Origin of the sequence: Pseudomonas abietaniphila (assembly GCF_039697315.1) — a bacterium.
GTDB lineage: Bacteria > Pseudomonadota > Gammaproteobacteria > Pseudomonadales > Pseudomonadaceae > Aquipseudomonas > Aquipseudomonas abietaniphila_B.
Genome location: NZ_CP155619.1, coordinates 4058090 through 4074787 on the forward strand (window position 1 = coordinate 4058090; position 16698 = coordinate 4074787).

Here is a 16698-nt window from a genome sequence, read left to right on the forward strand (position 1 = left end):
CACCGACCCATGACTGCCGCTCTTCGGCCTTTGTGGGCGGTTTGTGCAATGAATGGTGTGTGACGACTGTGTGCGAGGAGCCCCGAATGAGCCATGTGCTGGATGATCTGGTGTCGCTGTTGAGCCTGGAACCGATCGAAGAAAACCTCTTCCGTGGGCGCAGCCAGGACCTTGGTTTCCGCCAGCTGTTTGGTGGTCAGGTGCTGGGCCAATCGCTGTCTGCCGCTAGCAAGACGGTCGAAGACGAGCGCCATGTTCATTCGCTGCACGGCTATTTTCTGCGTCCCGGCGATGCCCATCTGCCGGTCGTCTACCAGGTTGATCGCGTGCGCGACGGCGGCAGTTTCAGCACCCGCCGCGTGACGGCCATCCAGAAAGGCCAGCCCATTTTTACCTGCAGTGCGTCGTTCCAGTACGACGAAGAAGGGTTCGAACACCAGAGCCAGATGCCTCAGGTGGTCGGCCCGGAAAACCTGCCGTCCGAAGTCGAACTGATGCGTCAGCGCGAGCACCTGATTCCCGCGCACATGAAAGACAAGTTGCTGTGCCCCAAACCCATCGAGTTTCGACCGATGACGGAGTCCGACCCGTACAACCCCCAGCCGACCGATCCGGTGAAGTACGTCTGGTTCCGCGCCGACGGCACGCTCCCGGACATCCCGGCGTTGCACAAGTACATGCTCGCTTATGCGTCCGACTTCAATCTGCTCACCACCTCGCTGCTGCCTCACGGCAAGACGGTCTGGCAGAAAGATATGCAGATCGCCAGCCTCGACCATTCGCTGTGGTTCCACGGTGAGCTGCGGGCCGATGACTGGCTGCTGTATGCCATGGACAGTCCCTGGGCGGGCAACTCGCGTGGCTTCTCGCGTGGCAGTGTCTACAACCGGGCGGGTAAGCTCGTTGCGTCGGTCAGTCAGGAAGGCCTGATTCGCCATCGCAAGGACTGGTCGTGAGCCTCTCGCACCTGCGTCACTGGGTGTTCGACATGGACGGCACCCTGACTATCGCCGTGCATGATTTTCCCGCCATCAAACGGGCCCTGGATATCCCGCAGGAAGACGACATTCTTGGTCATCTGGCGGCATTGCCGGCGGACGTTGCCGCGCAGAAACATGCGTGGTTGCTGGAACATGAGCGCGAGCTCGCCGTGGCGTCGAAACCTGCGCCAGGAGCCGTCGAGCTGGTCCGGGAACTGGCCGGACGCGGTTATCGACTGGGCATCCTCACCCGCAATGCGCGAGAACTGGCGCATATCACGCTGGAGGCGATTGGCATTGCCGACTGTTTCAACGTGGAAGACGTGCTGGGCCGCGATGAAGCGCAGCCCAAACCTGATCCGGGCGGATTGCTGAAACTGGCCGAGGCCTGGAACGTCGAGCCCTCGCAGATGGTGATGGTCGGCGATTACCAGTTCGACATGGCCTGCGGGAAGGCCGCAGGCACTTACACGGTGCTGGTCAACCTGCCGGAGAATCCGTGGCCGGAACTCACCGACTGGCATGCGGATGATTGTGGGGTGTTGCGGGAGATGCTCGCGTTGAACGCGTGACCTGTTCAAGCCGGCTTGGTGCGGGCCGCGTTCGGACGAATACGGTGTGTCAGTCTAAGTGACATTGACTGATACGACGCTTCCGCCAGAGAGTCGGCACCACCGATATGAGGTGCACCAGAGATCCAGTAGACGCAGAGCGTCAGAACCTGCATGCCCACGCCGAGCGTGGGTACGATCAACATGCGCTTCGACGCGGGACCTGTGGGAGACGTCCGAGGTTACGAGGGTATGGGCCGCACTTCGGACGAATGCGCTGTGTCAGTCACAGTGACATTGACTGATACGACGCTTTCGTCCGAACGCGGCGCGCACCGAGCCGGCTCCCACAACGTAGATGACCTTCAGATCGGCTGGGACTGTCAATTCCCCTTGAACAGCGCCGCCTGGCCTTCAGGTGAAGTGAACATCCCGTCGCCGTTATGGCCGACGCCTTTCACCTCGATCAGGCGCTGGTTCAAGCCTTCCGGATGGCGCTTGGTCAGGTAATCGAAGTAGTTATGCCCACGCGTCAACCGGTTCGGCCCTTGTGCTTCTGCGCCGCAATCCTTGTCCAGCGCCGGATGGTTCGGGTCGGTATCCAGTTCGCCCAGCAGATACGTGATATCGCGTTTCACATAGCCCGCTTCCAGCTCAGCGGCGCTTTCCTTGTCCGCGTAGGCGGGCAGTTTGTTCAAGCCGTACTTCCAGGTGTCGAACGTCGGGCACGTCGCCGCATCGACCGGCATTGGGCGCGTGGCGTCGAAATACGCGTAGGACGACGGGTTGGCGATCACGTAGCGCAGCTTTATGCCTTCCTTCTTCAACAACACGTCCTCCTTCCCGCCAATCAGCGCGTAGCGCTGCACCACTTGCGCGCCGCCGGAATGCCCGGCGATCACGATTTCTTTCAGGTTCGGAAACAGTTTGCTGTCGCTTAAACGCTTGAGGATGTGGTCGATGACCACGAACGAGCTGATCGGCTTGACGCCGGTTGACTTGGAGCCGAGTGATTTTTCACCTGCCATCCAGTCATTGCCGTGCCAGCGCAGGATCGTGTCCGGCAAATGGTGAGCGGCGATGTCTTTCTCATCGAGAAACTGCGGCGCGATCAGCAGGGTTCTGGACCGCTGCTTGGACTGGTTCGCCGCGCGCTCGACGCTGCGCAGATAAGTCTGCGCGTTGCGCAGGCGCCCGTGAAAGACGATGACCACCCGCTGGATCTGCGGGCTGGGGCGCACCCAGCTCTGGCTCAGTCCCAGTGTGGCCTGGGACGTTCCATTGATCAGCAGCCGGTCGGGGCTGATGGATTTGACCGCCTGATCCGCAGCATGAGCCGTGACGCTCATCAGGGTGCCCAACAACAGGATCGAAAGCGGTTTCATCATGTGATCAGAGGCTCTTGGCGGCGAATGTATCGCATTGGTTGAGTTGTCCTTGGGCAAAACCTGCCTTGAACCAGCGCACGCGCTGGGCAGACGTCCCGTGGGTAAACGAGTCCGGCACTACACGTCCTTGGCTCTGTTGCTGCAAGCGGTCATCGCCAATGGCGTTGGCGGCGTTCAGCGCCTCTTCAATATCACCGGGCTCAAGCCAGTTCAAACGCTTTTGTGCGTTAGCGGCCCAAACACCGGCCAGGCAGTCAGCTTGCAGCTCCTGACGCACCAACAGACCGTTGTCACCTTCCATGCGCATGCCACGCTGGCGGGCGGCGTCAACTTTAGCTGAAACCCCTAGCAAGGTCTGCACATGATGGCCAACTTCATGTGCAATCACGTAAGCCTGAGCGAAATCCCCTGCCGCTTTGAACCTTTGCGTCATTTCCCGGAAGAAATCCATGTCCAGGTAAACCCGCTGATCGCCGGGGCAATAAAACGGCCCGCTGGCCGAGGTCGCGTAGCCGCAGGCCGACTGGACCTGCCCACGGAACAGGATCAGGGTCGGATTTTTATACTGCCGACCGCCTTGTTGAAAGATCTGCCCCCAAGTGTCCTCGGTGTCCCCTAGGATCGCCCGCACGAAATCCGCCTGCTCGTCATTGGCGGGCGGCGCCTGCCGCGTTTGCGGATTGACCGCCGAGGTCTGCTGCGTGCCCACCTGACCGGTGATCTGCCCGAGAATCTGCATCGGGTCCTGCCCGGTCAACAGGCCGATGGCGACAATGATCACGATCCCGCCGATGCCCAGGCCCTTGCCCCCGATGCGCATTCCGCCACCACCACCTCCAGTGTCGTCGCGCGCGTCGACGACGTTGTCACTGCGACGTCCTTTTTTCCAGAGCATGGGGGAATCCTCTTTTAGTCGTGTAGGAAGTGTAGACGGCGAGGGAGGTACGGCGTCTGACTGTTGGGACTAAGAGGGGGCGGAGCGGGGAATGGTTCAGCGAGCGCTCGGGGATAGCCGATGACTCTCTGAACCTGATAATTATCGAGAGCTTTTAATGGCGTAACACAATGCTGCCAAGAAAATGCAATTTATGACAAGCCAAGTGTGAATGGCCCACATCCGCCTTCTCAGATCGGCCGGGATATTGAGGTGAGCATTTTCGGTGATGTCACCTCGCCGATACATAATTCGTGGCATGTACATGATTGCGAAGATGATGCTGAGCCGCATGTGTCGACCCACCATGCCTCCTTGCCACAGGTTTCTGGTGTTCGTGACGCCTTGGCAATCGGACAAAGAGTGTTCAAGAGCGTCGATATGTTTGTAGGCAAACCGAGCCATCACCGCGAGATTGATCCATGAGGAAATCAGCCAGATCAAAGCCAGAACAACAAGAAGCGGCATTACGGCCTCCATTCGTAGAATATTTCACCGAAGTGCTCTCCGCTCTCCTAATCAGGCAAACCTCCGGCGCATCCAATTGCGCTAAACCCTTCCGTTTGAGGTCCCGACATGATTGGCTGCTGGGACCAATGGAGGGGGCGCACGGAATAGTTAGGTGCCGAATGCCTTTCCCAAGAAAGGCTCAATCAACTAGAAAATAAAACCCTATCATCCCCAGGCAGTTTAAAAAGGCCATCACATACAGCGCACGTATATGCGCGACCAGCGAATAGGGAAGCCGCAGATAGGCCTCTCATAAAAGTTCTCCGCGCTTTTGCAGCAATTCCGGCATGAAGACAACCATTGATAAGGCGTTGAGCCTCGCCTGCCTGCCGATGAGACTAGTGCCGAAGAAATTTCTGTACCAGCAGATGAACTTCCCATCGCTCAAAAGGCATTCAGCTTTTTCAAGTCTGGTGTACAGAAACAGGATTATTAAAAAAATTTTGATCAGCACGCTGCCCATGTTGACGAATGCCCACCATATTTCAATTTCCATCGTCTTCAGCGCCACTCCTGCCCCTGCAGATGCTCAGTAAATGAAGAAATAAAGCCCGACCATTCCCATGCCGTTGAAGAGCGCAAATACAAAAAGCGCTCTCACTTGTTTTATGAGTGAAGCGGGTAACCGCTGATAGGCTTCCTGGGAAACTTCGCCGCGGTTTTGCATGACTCCTGGCATCATGACCACCATCGATATTGCGTTCATCCTCGCTTGTCTACCGATCAGGCTTGATCCGAAGGTGTTTTTATACCAACCGATAAACTCAACATCGTGCAGCAACTCTTCGGCCTTCTCGAGTTTGGTATACAGGAAAAGGATCATCATCCCCATGTTGATTAGTACGCTGCCGAACACTAGGAATACCCACCAAACTGGGTCAACGTTCACTGTTTGGCCTCCATTCATAAAGCTTGGTGCCCATCATCTCTCCCCCCATCTCCCCCAATACCCCGCCGCCATATCCCCCAGCAGCTGCCCCTACAATCATGCAGGCCAAGGCTCCTGGTCCGCTTAAAGCTCCAAGTACCAGAAAACAGGCAAATGTAGCGGCGGACGTACCCAGCGCCCCACCAAAATATCCCGCGCTTACTCCGCCGACCAGTTTCGCCCCTTCTACAAACTTCGCCCGGGTACACACCTCTTCACGACCCAGCGAACAAGCCTCTTCTATTTCCAGATGCGTGGACCACGCATTCAACCCAATCCCAACCGGTGTTCCCGCCCGCAGCAATTTCGACGCCTTGGCAATGTGACCCAGCCGCTGCGAATACCCGCGAAGCTCCTGGGTGTGCAGGTAGCTTTACGTCGATATCCCCAGCATCTTCTTGATCGAACCCTTGTTGTGCATCCCCGTGCCCCAGCGGGCGATGCCTTCCAGCTGGGTGTCGAGTTGGGCGAAGAGCACTTTGCGCTGGTTGATAAATTCCTGGCGCGCGATGGGAGTGCCGCGTTTGAGGGACAGTCGATAAAGCCGCTCGATGTTTTCCATTGTGGTTTCCACGCCTTTGAGGTGCGTGTTCCAGCTTCCGGAGGCTGAACCCAGGCCCAGCGATCCGTAACCAAGCATCTGCTGCAGCAGGTCGTAATTCTTGATGATGTCGCCATCGGCCCTGGCCTGATTCTGGAACAGGGCGTGGTGAGTGCCGTAGGCGAGGCGCACCATTTCGGCTTCTTCGGCCGAGATCTTTGGGGTCGATTCGTCGCCGACCACGATGAGCTGGCCGGGCATGACCATGGTGTTGCGAATGTAGGCATTGAGCGCGTCGAATTTTGCGCCACCACTTACGTTCGATTTGAGGGTGGGGTAGTGCTGGAACTGATCGTTGATGAACACATAAGGCTTGCTGCCGACGGCCATTTTCCTGTCCCTGAAGAATGCGAGCGGGGCAGGATAGGGAAAAGGGCAGGGTACTTACGATGCGCTGAGACGCGCTTTCAGAAGATTCAGAACCTCCCTACTTGTGTGAGGGGAAACGTCCTACGCATCACCCTGCTCAGCCTTCACCGAATTGATGAACGCCTGCATCGCCGACGACTGGATGCGATGACGACGCGTGATCAAGCCGTACGGCGGCAGGCGCGCTTCGAAGCTGATCGGCAGGACCGCCAGCAGGTCGCGACCGGCGTAATCTTCGACCACCGACACCGGGGTGATGCCGAGCATGTCGGTCTGCTGCACGAGTGAGAGCAGGGTCATGATCGAGGTGGTTTCGACGATGCTGTTGGGGATGTCGACTCGCGCATTATGGAACACCTGATTGACGATCGCGCGCATTGGGCTTGGGTGTTGTTGCAGTACCCAGGTTTCACTTTGCAGCGCCGACCAGCTCAGGTCCTTTGCGTGAACCAATGGATTTTTCGCGCCGGCAATCACACACAGTTCTTCTTCGCCCAGGCTGTCGAACAGCAATTCTTCGGCGCGCGCGCCACCGGGAATCCGGCCCAACACCACGTCGAGCTGGTCCTGAAGCAATGCCTGGACAAGGACGTCACTGGTGTCGACCTGAATGCTCATCGACAGGCGCGGATGGCTCTGTTTGAGGTTGGCGATGGTGCGGGTCAGCAAACCCGACGCCAGTGCAGGAATTGCACCGACCGCCACACGCCCCAGATTGCCCGACTCCAGCGCCACCAGTTCCTCGCGCATGCCGCTCAACTCGGCGAAGACCATGCGCGCATAGTAGATGACCGTCTCGCCGAACGGTGTCGGGCGCATGCCGCGTGGCAGGCGCTCGAACAGTTCGACCCCGAGCAGATCCTCGGCTTCGTGCAGCATCTTGGTGGCCGCCGGTTGGGTCATGCCGATGTTGTCGGCGGCGCGACGCAGCGAGCCGAATTCCTGCAAGGCCAGCATCAGCCGCAACTGGCGCAAGCGCAGGCGGCTGTGGATAACATTGGCCTCGGGAATCTTGGTCATGGGATTGGCTCGCGTGAAAGACTGCGGCGAGCCTGACAAGAACTGCAGGGCATTTCCAGCATTGCTTGTCATCACAGTGTTTTCGGCTTGATTGCGTGACGATTACGCCAACCGAAGGCGGCTTTGATGCCACCCGAGATCAGCGGCCAGAACAGCATCAACAGCGCGGCGGTGGTGAGGCTGCCGACCAGCGGGTTGGACCAGAAGATCCCCAATTGCCCGTCCGAGAACAGCATCGACTGACGGAACGCGTCTTCGGCCTTGTCACCCAGCACGGCGGCCAGCACCAGCGGCGCAATCGGATAACCGAGCTTTTTGAACAGATACCCCAGCGCCCCGAAGCCCAGCATCAACATCACGTCGAACATCGAGTTGTGCACCGAGTACGCACCGATGGCACAGACCATGATGATGATCGGGGCAATGATCGAGAACGGAATGCGCAGGATCGACGCGAACAACGGCACGGTCGCCAACACCACCAGCAGACTGACCACATTACCCAAGTACATGCTGGCGATGAGGCCCCAGACAAAATCATGCTGCTCGGCGAACAGGGTCGGACCCGGGTGCAGGCCCCAGATCATCAGGCCGCCGAGCATGACCGCAGCCGTCGCCGACCCCGGAATGCCCAGCGTCAGCATGGGCAGCAGCGCACTGGTGCCGGCTGCGTGGTCGGCGGTTTCTGGAGCGATGACGCCTTCGATTTCGCCTTTGCCAAAGTTGTCGCGGTTTTTCGAGAAGCGGCGGGCGATGCTGTAGCTCATGAATGACGCCGCCGTCGGACCGCCCGGTGTCACGCCCATCCAGCAACCGACAACGGTGCTGCGCAAAATGGTGAACCAGTAACGCGGCAGTTTCGCCCAGGTGCGCAAGATCACCATTGGCGTGATGCGTGCGTGTTCGCCCCGGAAAACCAGGCCTTCCTCGACCGTGCAGAGAATCTCGCCGATCCCGAACAGGCCGATCACCGCCACTTCGAAACTGATGCCGGTCATCAACGCCGGTTGATCGAACGTCAGACGCAGGTTGCCGGACACGGTGTCCATGCCGACGGCTGCCATGGCGAAGCCGATCATCATCGCAACCACGGTTTTCAGCGGCGGGTTCTTGCTCATGCCGATGAAGGTGCAGAACGCCAACAGGTACACCGCGAAAAACTCCGGTGAACTGAAGGTCATGGCAAACGCAGCGATGCGCGTCGACAGAAAGGTCAGCAACAACACACCTGCCAGCGCGCCAATCAGCGCAGAACTGAATGCAGCGGTCAGCGCTTCAGCGGCGCGGCCTTCACGGGCCATCGGGTAACCGTCGAAGGTCGTCGCCACCGACGACGGCTCACCGGGAATATTGAACAGGATCGAGGTGATCGACCCGCCGAACAGCGCCCCCCAGTACATGCATGAGAGCAGGATGATCGCCGACACTGGCGACATGGTGAAGGTGAGCGGTAGCAATAAAGCGACGCCGTTGGGCGCGCCCAGCCCCGGCAACACGCCGACCAGAATACCCAGCAGCACCCCGATGACCATCAGCCCGATATGACCGGGGGTGAGAATCAGGTTCATGCCTTGCAGCAAAGAATCGAATTCGCTCATTTCATCGATCTCCCGACCATGGCGATCAGGTCACCCAACGGACCTGCATCCAGCGGCACCTTGAACCACAGGTCGAAGATCAAGAAGCTGGCGAGCACTGCGCCGAGCGACACGGCGCCAATCATGATCACGCCATAGGGCTTGGCGCGTACCTTGTCACGCCACATGAACCAGGCGATGAACACGGCCGAGGCCAGGTAGATACCGGTGAAGGGCATGGCGCAGACGAACAGGGCTATCGGGATGAACACCGACAGCACCTGACGGAATTCGCCACAGCTGACGAAACTGATGCTCAGCGGCTTCCAGCGAAGGAACGTCAAGACGCCATTGGCCACGCTGGCGGCGGCCAGAAGAAGGCCAATGTAAAAAGGGAAATAGCCTGGCTCGGGACCGGCGTCACCCCAGCCGATGCCTTGCTCGATGCTGCCGAACATCACCACCGCACCGATCAACAAGGTGAACGCAGCGAGGCCGAGCTCCACCCAGCGGGTGCCGACCAGCGAGGTCGCGTGAGAAGAATTGGACATGAAACACCTCCAGCGAGTGACTGCCGCGCGCCTTCATTTCAGGCGCGCGGCAGCAGGGCGGATCAGTTGCGCAGCCAGCCAGCTTCCTTGAACACCGGGGTGACGCGCGCGGTGTCCTTCTCGATGTAGGCGGTCAGTTGATCGCCCTCAAGGAAGGTCGGCACCAACGCGTTCTGCGTCACATAGGCCTTGAACTCAGGTGTCTGCGACACCTTGCGCATCAGGTCGATGTAAAAGGCGCGCTGCTCGGCGGTGACATCGCCCGGCATGAAGATCGTGCGCGGAAAACGGTACTGATCGATGCCCAGTCCGGCTTCGTGACAGGTGGGGACGTCGGCCCAGGATTTATCGCCTGCCACTTTCTCGGTGTAGCCCATGCGGTCCTTACTGAACACGCACAGCGGTTGCACCTGATCGCCGCGCCATTGGCTGATGCTCTCCGCGGGGTTGTTCACGTTGGCGGCGATGTGTTTGCCCGCCAGTTGCGTGGCGGCCTCGCTGCCGCTCTTGAACGGGATGTAGACCAGCTTGGTGTTGTTGGTCTGGTTGAGCAGCAGGGTCAGGGTCTGGTCGACGTCCTTGGACTGACTGCCGCCCATGCGCATGCTGGACGGGTCTGTCTTGACCGCTTCGTAGAAGCCTTTGGCGTCTTTCCACGGCGCGTCTTTGTAGGTCCAGAGAATGAAGTCGTCTTCTGCGACGGCGGCCACGGGCGTCAGCTCCTGCCATTCGTAGCCGAGCTTGGAGACCAGAGGCAGCAAGTAGATGTTGTTGGTGGCGATGACCAGTTTATCGGCGTCGCCCTTGGAGACCTTCATGTCGAGAAAGGCTTCGGCGCCATTGCCGCCGCCCTTGTTCAGCACGATGGTGTTGACGTCCAGAAACTTGTGGGTGCTGATGATCGATTGAATCAGACGGCCGAGTTGATCGGTGCCGCCGCCAGGACCACCGGCCACGACGATCTCGACGTTCTTGTCAGGTTGCCATGCGGCGAGGGCGAGGGTGGGAAGTGCCGTGGCGCACATCAGCGTGCAACCGAGCAGCAGACGGGACGCGCGTCGAAAGGATGCGGTTCGCATGGTGATCCTCATTTTTGTAGTTGTTATGAGTGGCCGTCGTGTGGAGCAGCCATGCGCCGAGTGTGTGAAAGTTGCTATGCCGCGTCTAGTCAAAACATCACATACACCGATAGCCTGGGGTTATAGGTGAAAGGATGGGGGGATGGATTGATTCGCATGAAAACGATGATGCCTTCACCTCGCCGCCCTCACCGCGGGCTCCCTGAGCGATGATTCAGGGGGCAGCGACAAGGCGAGAAACTGAGCAGTTTGATATTGCGGTACAGGATCACCAATGGATTTTACGAAAGTAATGAACGCACTTCATTCAGTTGAGTGGAGGGAGTGTCTAGAGTTGCCAAGTTCGAGGGGGAGGCAACTTGCATGGGTGTTATTAGTGTTGGTGAATCAATCATTTCTGCAGTTGAATGCCTGAAAAATGTCGCACCAGTGAGGTAATTAAGTGTTACATTTTTGGCGTCTTTATGAATCAACAGGTTAGCGTCTCTGGTTGGCCGTTTATCCTAAATTCGCCAATGTATTGCTCGCGCCGTTTGACAACAAGTCATGAGTCGCCGATATATACACCTGCCCCCTGACTCGTTGTAACCGCTGAACCGCTTATCTGAGAGTCTTATTTCGTTCACCGTTGTGTCAATGAGCTGTCATCGACACGTGCTGCTTACCGAGTCGCAGGAAATCCATGGGTCGCCCACATCGCCTTGAGTATTTGCGCCATGACTGCTACTTCATCTCATACCGCCACCAGCCGGCGCTCTCGACAGCCGTTGTTGAGCATCATCTGTCCTACCTACAATCACGAAGATTTTCTGGCCCAGACACTAGATGGGTTTCTGTCGCAGCGAACGCATTTTCCTTTTGAAATTCTGGTGAATGATGACGCATCGACTGATGGCACAGCCGCCATTCTCGCCAGCTACGTGGAGCGCCACCCGGACATCATTCGCCCGTTCTATCACGAGATTAATCAGTTCCAGCTAGGCAAGACATGCACCCTGGAGTTATTCAACGCGGCGCGCGGGCGCTATATCGCGTACTGCGAAGGCGACGATTACTGGACAGACCCGGATAAGTTACAAACCCAGGTGGACTTTCTTGAGGCGCACCGGGATTACGTCATTACGTATCACGACGCCATGGCCTTCGACGGCACTGGCGATCAAGGCATCCAGCTGCAGGGCAAATTAAGGCGCGACGCCAGTGCCCTGGAGCTGCAGAAAGGCAGACCTATCTCGACGCTGACGGCCTGTTTCCGCAACGTGATTCATGAGTTGCCGCCGGAACTGGTCAATGCTCCCTTGGGCGACATTTGCTGGTGGTCATTACTGGGCGCGCATGGCAAAGGAAAATTTCTGGAGCAGATAAAACCTGCTGCCTACCGGGTTCATCCTGGCGGGATTTTTTCCATGCGGTCGAAGAAGCGCAAATTGCACATGAGCCTCCAGACCTGCTCGGCGCTTGCCAACTACTACCATCGGCTGGGAAACCAGGCCTTGTATGAATATTTTCTGGTTCAACTGTTTGGTTTTTCGTTATCAGCCATATCGCCCTTGAATAAACTACAAGCCTTGGGGCTGGTGGTTCGAAATGTCAGTATCAACGTCGCGAAACGGTTGATGCCGACGGTCAACAAGAGTCAGGTCTGATGACACCGGATGTTTGATGAAGGTCGACAACAAGGAGAGTAGAGGGATGACCCGTACCATTACAATGATGCAGCCTTATCTGTTTCCTTACTTGAATTACTTTCAACTGATTGCGGCCGCGGATGTGTTCGTTCTCGGCGACGATCTGCAATACATCAAGTCGGGCTGGATCAACCGCAACCGAATTCTTGAACATAACGACGCGCGAATGATCACCTTCCCGTTGAAGCGTGACAGTTTCGATTTAGCCATCAATCAGCGTCAGTTGAGTGACACGTTTGATGATGAGTCAAAACGCCTGATCAATCTCCTGAAGCATCACTACTCCCGAGCGCCCCACTTTTCCGAGGTGATGCCGTTACTGGAGCGTCTGATCGGTTTTCCAGAGCGCAATCTGGCGTTATACATCGAGCATACCCTCAGGGGTTTGTGCACGTACCTGGACATCGGAACCCGGGTGGTCAGGGCTTCGGACCTGAATTTGCCGCGCATGCTGGACAAACAGGACCGGGTCATACAGACCGCAAAGCTGTTTGATGCGACGCTTTACATAAACCCGATGGGTGGGGTGGCGCTCTATGATCAGGATTATTTTTCCCGACATGGCCTGGCGCTAAGGTTCATGCAAATGGACGAGATCAGCTACCCACAATACCGTTTACCGTTCGTAAGCAATCTGTCGATCATTGACGTGATGATGTTCAATGACGTTGAGCGGATTCGGGCGCTTTTAGGCTGCTATTCGCTCCACCTCGGATGCGCCCACAGCGCGCCCGCGACGGTGTCTGATGTTGCCTGGTCTTGAGCGCATCCAGCGCTTCCCGGTTCTTCGGGATATCCAGACCTCCCCTGTAGATCCTATATCTTCCAGCTATCACCCTATCTCCAGTTTTGATTAGACGGTTATCGCTGGGCCTCCGATAGTGTTGGTCACGACGGGCGATCTCACACAAGATCGCCCAACTATAAGAACAACAAGATCGAGGTACGCACCATGGCTCGCAGCAGCGCCGACGTGAACCTGTCCGCGACAGGTGAACCGTATGTTCCTCCCGTTTCCAGCGTTGCCGCCGTGGCCAAAGCCAGTACGGTGCGGTGGCGCATCTTCGCAATCATCTTCGTGCTGACCATGGTCAACCTGATCGACCGGGTTTCGCTGTCCATCGCAATGCCAACCATTGCCAAGGAATTCACGCTTTCGCCTGCGATGCAGGGTTTGATCCTCAGCAGTTTCTTCTGGGCATACGCGCTGTTGCAGATCCCTGGCGGCTGGATGATCGACCGCTTTGGGCCACGCCGCGTGATCACGTGGTCGACCGGGTTGTGGGGCACGTTCCAGGTGTTGGCCGGTTTCGCCACGGGTGGTGCGTCGCTGTTGTTCGCCCGAATGTTTCTGGGGGCTGCGGAAGCACCGCTGTTTCCGTCGGGCGGCAAGCTGATTTCCCTGTGGCTGGCGCCGAGTGAGCGCAGCCGCGGCGCGGTGATGATGGACAGTGGCAGTCCGTTGGGCGTGGCGCTGGGTGGATTGATCATCGCCTTCCTGATCGTGTCGCTAGACTCCTGGCGCTCGGCCTTTGTGATCGCCGGGGTCGCGACACTGTTGTTGGGCTGGGTGTCGTGGCGGTATCTGCGGGACGACCCTTCGGTTCACCCGCAGGTTAACGAAGCGGAACTGGCGAAGATCAACGCAGGCCGTGAAACCCCGGCGGCTGAAGCGGCACGGGCCAAGGTTAAAGGCCTGGGCATCGCCGCTCGCTCGCTGACGGGCTTGCTGATCGGCCGTTCGACCTGGGCGATGGTGTATTTCGGTCTGCTGACCTGGGGGCCGAGCTATCTGGCTCAAGCGCGAGGCTTCGACATCAAGGGCATCGGTTTCGCGACATTCGTGATTTTTATCTGCGGTTCGCTGGGATCGCTGACCGGTGGTTTTCTTTGCGACGGCCTGATTCGCAAGGGCGTGCGCCGTGGCGTGGCGGTTAAAGGCTTGCTGACTTTCTCGGGTGTGATTGCCCTCGGTGCGCTGCTGCTGTTGCCGCAACTGAGCGATCCGATTGCCGCCGTGGCATTGCTGGCGATGACGGCGTTCTTCCTGATGTGGGGCAGCCTCTACTGGAGCTTCCCGGCATTGCTTGCGGCGCCTGCCCGTGTCGGTCTGATCGGTGGTGTGATGAACCTCGCGGGCAGCATCGGCGGCATCTTCGTACCGATTCTGGTGGGCTTGATCCTGCAATACTTCGGCGGTTTCGGTGCGGTACTTGGGTTCTTCGCGGTCTGCGCGGCGCTGTTCGTACTCGCCACCCTGCTGATCGGCCTCGACGGCGAGCGTGAGGTGAGCAATGGCTGAGGAGGTCTATAGCGGCCCGATTGTCGATGCCCATCACCACTTCTGGGACCCGCAGGCCAACTACCATCCTTGGCTTGCGCAAGGGGTGAGTATCCCGTTCCGATACGGTGATTATTCGGCGATCAAGCGACGTTACCTGCCACCCGATTACTTCGCCGATGCGGGCGAGCACAACGTGGTGCAGACGGTCTACGTCGAGACGGAGTGGGACCCGAGCGATCCGATTGGCGAGACCCGTTTCATCGAGCAGATCGCCACGCGTTACGGCGTTCCCAACGCGGTCGTCGCGCAGGCCTGGCTCGATCATCCGGATGCGATTGCCGTGCTCGCCGAGCAAGCGTTGTTCCCCAGCGTACGCAGCGTACGGCACAAGCCCGGCGGCCCTGCGTCGCCCGACGACGTTGGATCGCAGTGCACATTAATGAGCAACGAACACTGGCGTCGCAGTTACGCGACCTTACACGACCTGGGCCTGCGTTTCGACTTGCAGACGCCTTGGTGGAACCTACCGGAAGCCGCGTTGCTGGCGCGGGACTTCCCGGCCACGACGCTGATTCTTAACCACGCCGGGCTGCCGTCGGATCGCAGCACTGAAGGCCTGGCAGGGTGGCATGCAGCGATGGCGAATTTGGCCGAACAACCCAACGTGATGGTGAAAATCTCCGGCCTCGGTTTGCCCGGTAGACGCTGGAGCGTTCAGGACAACGGCTGGATCGTGCGCGAGGTCATCGCGATGTTTGGCGCTGACCGGGCGATGTTCGCCAGCAACTTCCCGGTCGACAGCCTGTGCGGTTCTTTCGACGACATCTACAGCGGTTTCAAACACATCGTTCGTGATCTGCCGCGCGCGGATCAGGAGCGTCTTTTCTACAGCAATGCGCAACGTATCTATCGTTGCGAGCCGCGCGCCGTGGACCGTCCGCGGCAAGAACACATGAGGAGTCAGGCATGAATAAAACCCGAATTGCGATGGTGCTCGGTGACCCGGCAGGCATCGGCCCGGAATTGATCGCACGTCTGCTCAGCGATGAAAAGGTACGCAGTCAGGCGCAGGTGGTCCTGATCGCCGATGAAGCCGAAATGCGTCGGGGCATGGACCTCGCCGGGCTGTCGTTCCCCTACCGGCAGATCGATTCGTTGGAGACGCTGGATTTCAGCGATGACACGCCGTTGTTCTACAACTACCGTGGCGACGCCGTCGGCGAGTTCCCGCGCAGCGAGGCCAGCGCCATCGGCGGTCGTTACTGCCTGGACACGCTGAAAATCGCGGTCGAGCTGACGGCCGCCAAAACCACCAACGCGGTGCTGTTCGGGCCGCTGAACAAAACCTCGCTGCACATGGCGGGCATGGATCACAACGACGAGTTGCACTGGTTTGCCGAGCTGTTGGGCTTCACCGGGCCGTTCTGCGAATTCAACGTGATGGATAACCTGTGGACCTCCCGTGTGACCTCGCACGTGGCCCTGTCGGCGGTGCCGGGCATGTTGAGTCAGGAGCGGGTGGTCGAGGCGATTCGGCTGATCGATACCGCGCTCAAGCGCAACGGTCTGAAAGCGCCGCGCATCGGTGTCTGCGGTTTAAACCCGCACAACGGCGACAACGGTTCGTTCGGACGCGAGGAAATCGACATCATCGGTCCAGCCGTCAAAACCGCGCAGGCGCAGGGCATGAAGGCGGACGGACCGTATCCGGGCGATACGATTTTCTTGAAAGTGCAGGGCGACGCCAACGCGTTCGATGCGGTGGTGACGATGTACCACGACCAGGGTCAGATCGCGATCAAGCTGATGGGCTTTTCGCGCGGGGTGACGGTGCAGGGCGGGTTGCCGATTCCGATCACCACGCCGGCGCACGGCACGGCGTTTGATATTGCGGGACAGGGTAAGGCGAATGTCGGGGCGATTCGCCAGGCCTTCGAAATCGCCTGCCGGATGGGGCAAAGCAACGTTTAAAGGGTCGAGCCTCCGGGCTGAGTGAAAAACAGACCACGTTTTCGCCGCAGGACGTTAGATGAGCGTCCTGCGGTTTTTTTTGCCTGCACGTTTTGGATTCTTTGATTGTTCCCACGCTCTGCGTGGTAACACCTCTCTGGACGCTCTACGTCCAGGGTTCACTGTGACGCGGAGCGTGGAAACGATCAAACAACCTCCATCCCTCCTATAACTCCTCAACCAGTTATGTCTTGCCACCGATCACCACTGGCTATCACTGGATACGCA

The 16698-nt window shown here is 58.4% G+C and carries 17 protein-coding genes; 7 read left to right on the plus strand and 10 right to left on the minus strand.

The features are described 5' to 3' along the window. Window positions 1–86 precede the first annotated feature (86 nt). Both tesB and ABDX87_RS18000 read left to right on the plus strand, forming a co-directional pair. Window positions 87–956, plus strand: a complete 870-nt coding sequence (tesB, locus tag ABDX87_RS17995; RefSeq protein ID WP_346829092.1) for an acyl-CoA thioesterase II — start codon at window positions 87–89, stop codon at window positions 954–956. Next, window positions 953–1552 carry an HAD family hydrolase gene (locus ABDX87_RS18000; protein WP_346829093.1) on the plus strand — a complete coding sequence of 200 codons (600 nt, stop codon included), beginning with the start codon at window positions 953–955 and terminating at the stop codon, window positions 1550–1552. Before tesB ends, ABDX87_RS18000 begins: the two co-directional genes overlap by 4 nt. Before the next feature lie 362 nt (window positions 1553–1914). Here ABDX87_RS18000 and ABDX87_RS18005 read toward each other — a convergent pair whose 3' ends face one another. The 10 genes from ABDX87_RS18005 to ABDX87_RS18050 form a co-directional block, all read right to left on the minus strand. Then, window positions 1915–2919, minus strand: coding sequence for an alpha/beta hydrolase (locus tag ABDX87_RS18005; RefSeq protein WP_346829094.1), 1005 nt, complete (start codon window positions 2917–2919; stop codon window positions 1915–1917). Between the two features lie 4 nt (window positions 2920–2923). Continuing rightward, on the minus strand, window positions 2924–3814 hold the full coding sequence (ypfJ, locus tag ABDX87_RS18010; protein ID WP_346829095.1) for a KPN_02809 family neutral zinc metallopeptidase: 891 nt from the start codon (window positions 3812–3814) through the stop codon (window positions 2924–2926). A gap of 141 nt (window positions 3815–3955) precedes the next feature. Further along, window positions 3956–4321 (minus strand): hypothetical protein, encoded by a 366-nt coding sequence (locus tag ABDX87_RS18015; protein ID WP_346829096.1) that lies wholly within the window; start codon window positions 4319–4321, stop codon window positions 3956–3958. Window positions 4322–4613: 292 nt separating this feature from the next. Continuing rightward, entirely contained in the window at window positions 4614–4874 is a 261-nt protein-coding gene (locus tag ABDX87_RS18020; protein ID WP_346829097.1) for a hypothetical protein, read from the minus strand. An 18-nt stretch (window positions 4875–4892) separates the two neighbouring features. Further along, on the minus strand, window positions 4893–5252 hold the full coding sequence (locus ABDX87_RS18025) for a hypothetical protein (protein ID WP_346829098.1): 360 nt from the start codon (window positions 5250–5252) through the stop codon (window positions 4893–4895). A gap of 412 nt (window positions 5253–5664) precedes the next feature. Beyond that, window positions 5665–6222 carry a hypothetical protein gene (locus tag ABDX87_RS18030; RefSeq protein WP_346829099.1) on the minus strand — a complete coding sequence of 186 codons (558 nt, stop codon included), beginning with the start codon at window positions 6220–6222 and terminating at the stop codon, window positions 5665–5667. 120 nt (window positions 6223–6342) lie between these two features. Further along, window positions 6343–7281 carry a LysR family transcriptional regulator gene (locus tag ABDX87_RS18035; RefSeq protein ID WP_346829100.1) on the minus strand — a complete coding sequence of 313 codons (939 nt, stop codon included), beginning with the start codon at window positions 7279–7281 and terminating at the stop codon, window positions 6343–6345. 71 nt (window positions 7282–7352) lie between these two features. Beyond that, window positions 7353–8879, minus strand: a complete 1527-nt coding sequence (locus ABDX87_RS18040; protein WP_346829101.1) for a tripartite tricarboxylate transporter permease — start codon at window positions 8877–8879, stop codon at window positions 7353–7355. Then, the gene (locus ABDX87_RS18045; RefSeq protein ID WP_346829102.1) at window positions 8876–9409 is read right to left on the minus strand and encodes a tripartite tricarboxylate transporter TctB family protein; all 534 of its coding nucleotides are present in this window, start codon (window positions 9407–9409) and stop codon (window positions 8876–8878) included. Before ABDX87_RS18045 ends, ABDX87_RS18040 begins: the two co-directional genes overlap by 4 nt. Window positions 9410–9471: 62 nt before the next feature. Continuing rightward, window positions 9472–10488, minus strand: a complete 1017-nt coding sequence (locus tag ABDX87_RS18050; RefSeq protein ID WP_346829103.1) for a Bug family tripartite tricarboxylate transporter substrate binding protein — start codon at window positions 10486–10488, stop codon at window positions 9472–9474. Between the two features lie 716 nt (window positions 10489–11204). Here ABDX87_RS18050 and ABDX87_RS18055 point away from each other — a divergent pair. The 5 genes from ABDX87_RS18055 (at window position 11205) to ABDX87_RS18075 (ending at window position 16431) form a co-directional block, all read left to right on the plus strand. Continuing rightward, window positions 11205–12134, plus strand: a complete 930-nt coding sequence (locus ABDX87_RS18055; protein ID WP_346829104.1) for a glycosyltransferase family 2 protein — start codon at window positions 11205–11207, stop codon at window positions 12132–12134. A 46-nt stretch (window positions 12135–12180) separates the two neighbouring features. Then, on the plus strand, window positions 12181–12939 hold the full coding sequence (locus tag ABDX87_RS18060) for a WbqC family protein (protein ID WP_346829105.1): 759 nt from the start codon (window positions 12181–12183) through the stop codon (window positions 12937–12939). Window positions 12940–13128: 189 nt separating this feature from the next. Continuing rightward, window positions 13129–14478 (plus strand): MFS transporter, encoded by a 1350-nt coding sequence (locus tag ABDX87_RS18065; RefSeq protein WP_346829106.1) that lies wholly within the window; start codon window positions 13129–13131, stop codon window positions 14476–14478. Continuing rightward, window positions 14471–15430: an amidohydrolase family protein gene (locus ABDX87_RS18070; protein ID WP_346829107.1), complete on the plus strand. Its 960-nt coding sequence runs from the start codon at window positions 14471–14473 to the stop codon at window positions 15428–15430. Before ABDX87_RS18065 ends, ABDX87_RS18070 begins: the two co-directional genes overlap by 8 nt. Beyond that, window positions 15427–16431 carry a 4-hydroxythreonine-4-phosphate dehydrogenase PdxA gene (locus ABDX87_RS18075; protein ID WP_346829108.1) on the plus strand — a complete coding sequence of 335 codons (1005 nt, stop codon included), beginning with the start codon at window positions 15427–15429 and terminating at the stop codon, window positions 16429–16431. The genes ABDX87_RS18070 and ABDX87_RS18075 overlap by 4 nt, the downstream gene beginning before the upstream one ends. Window positions 16432–16698: the final 267 nt, after the last annotated feature.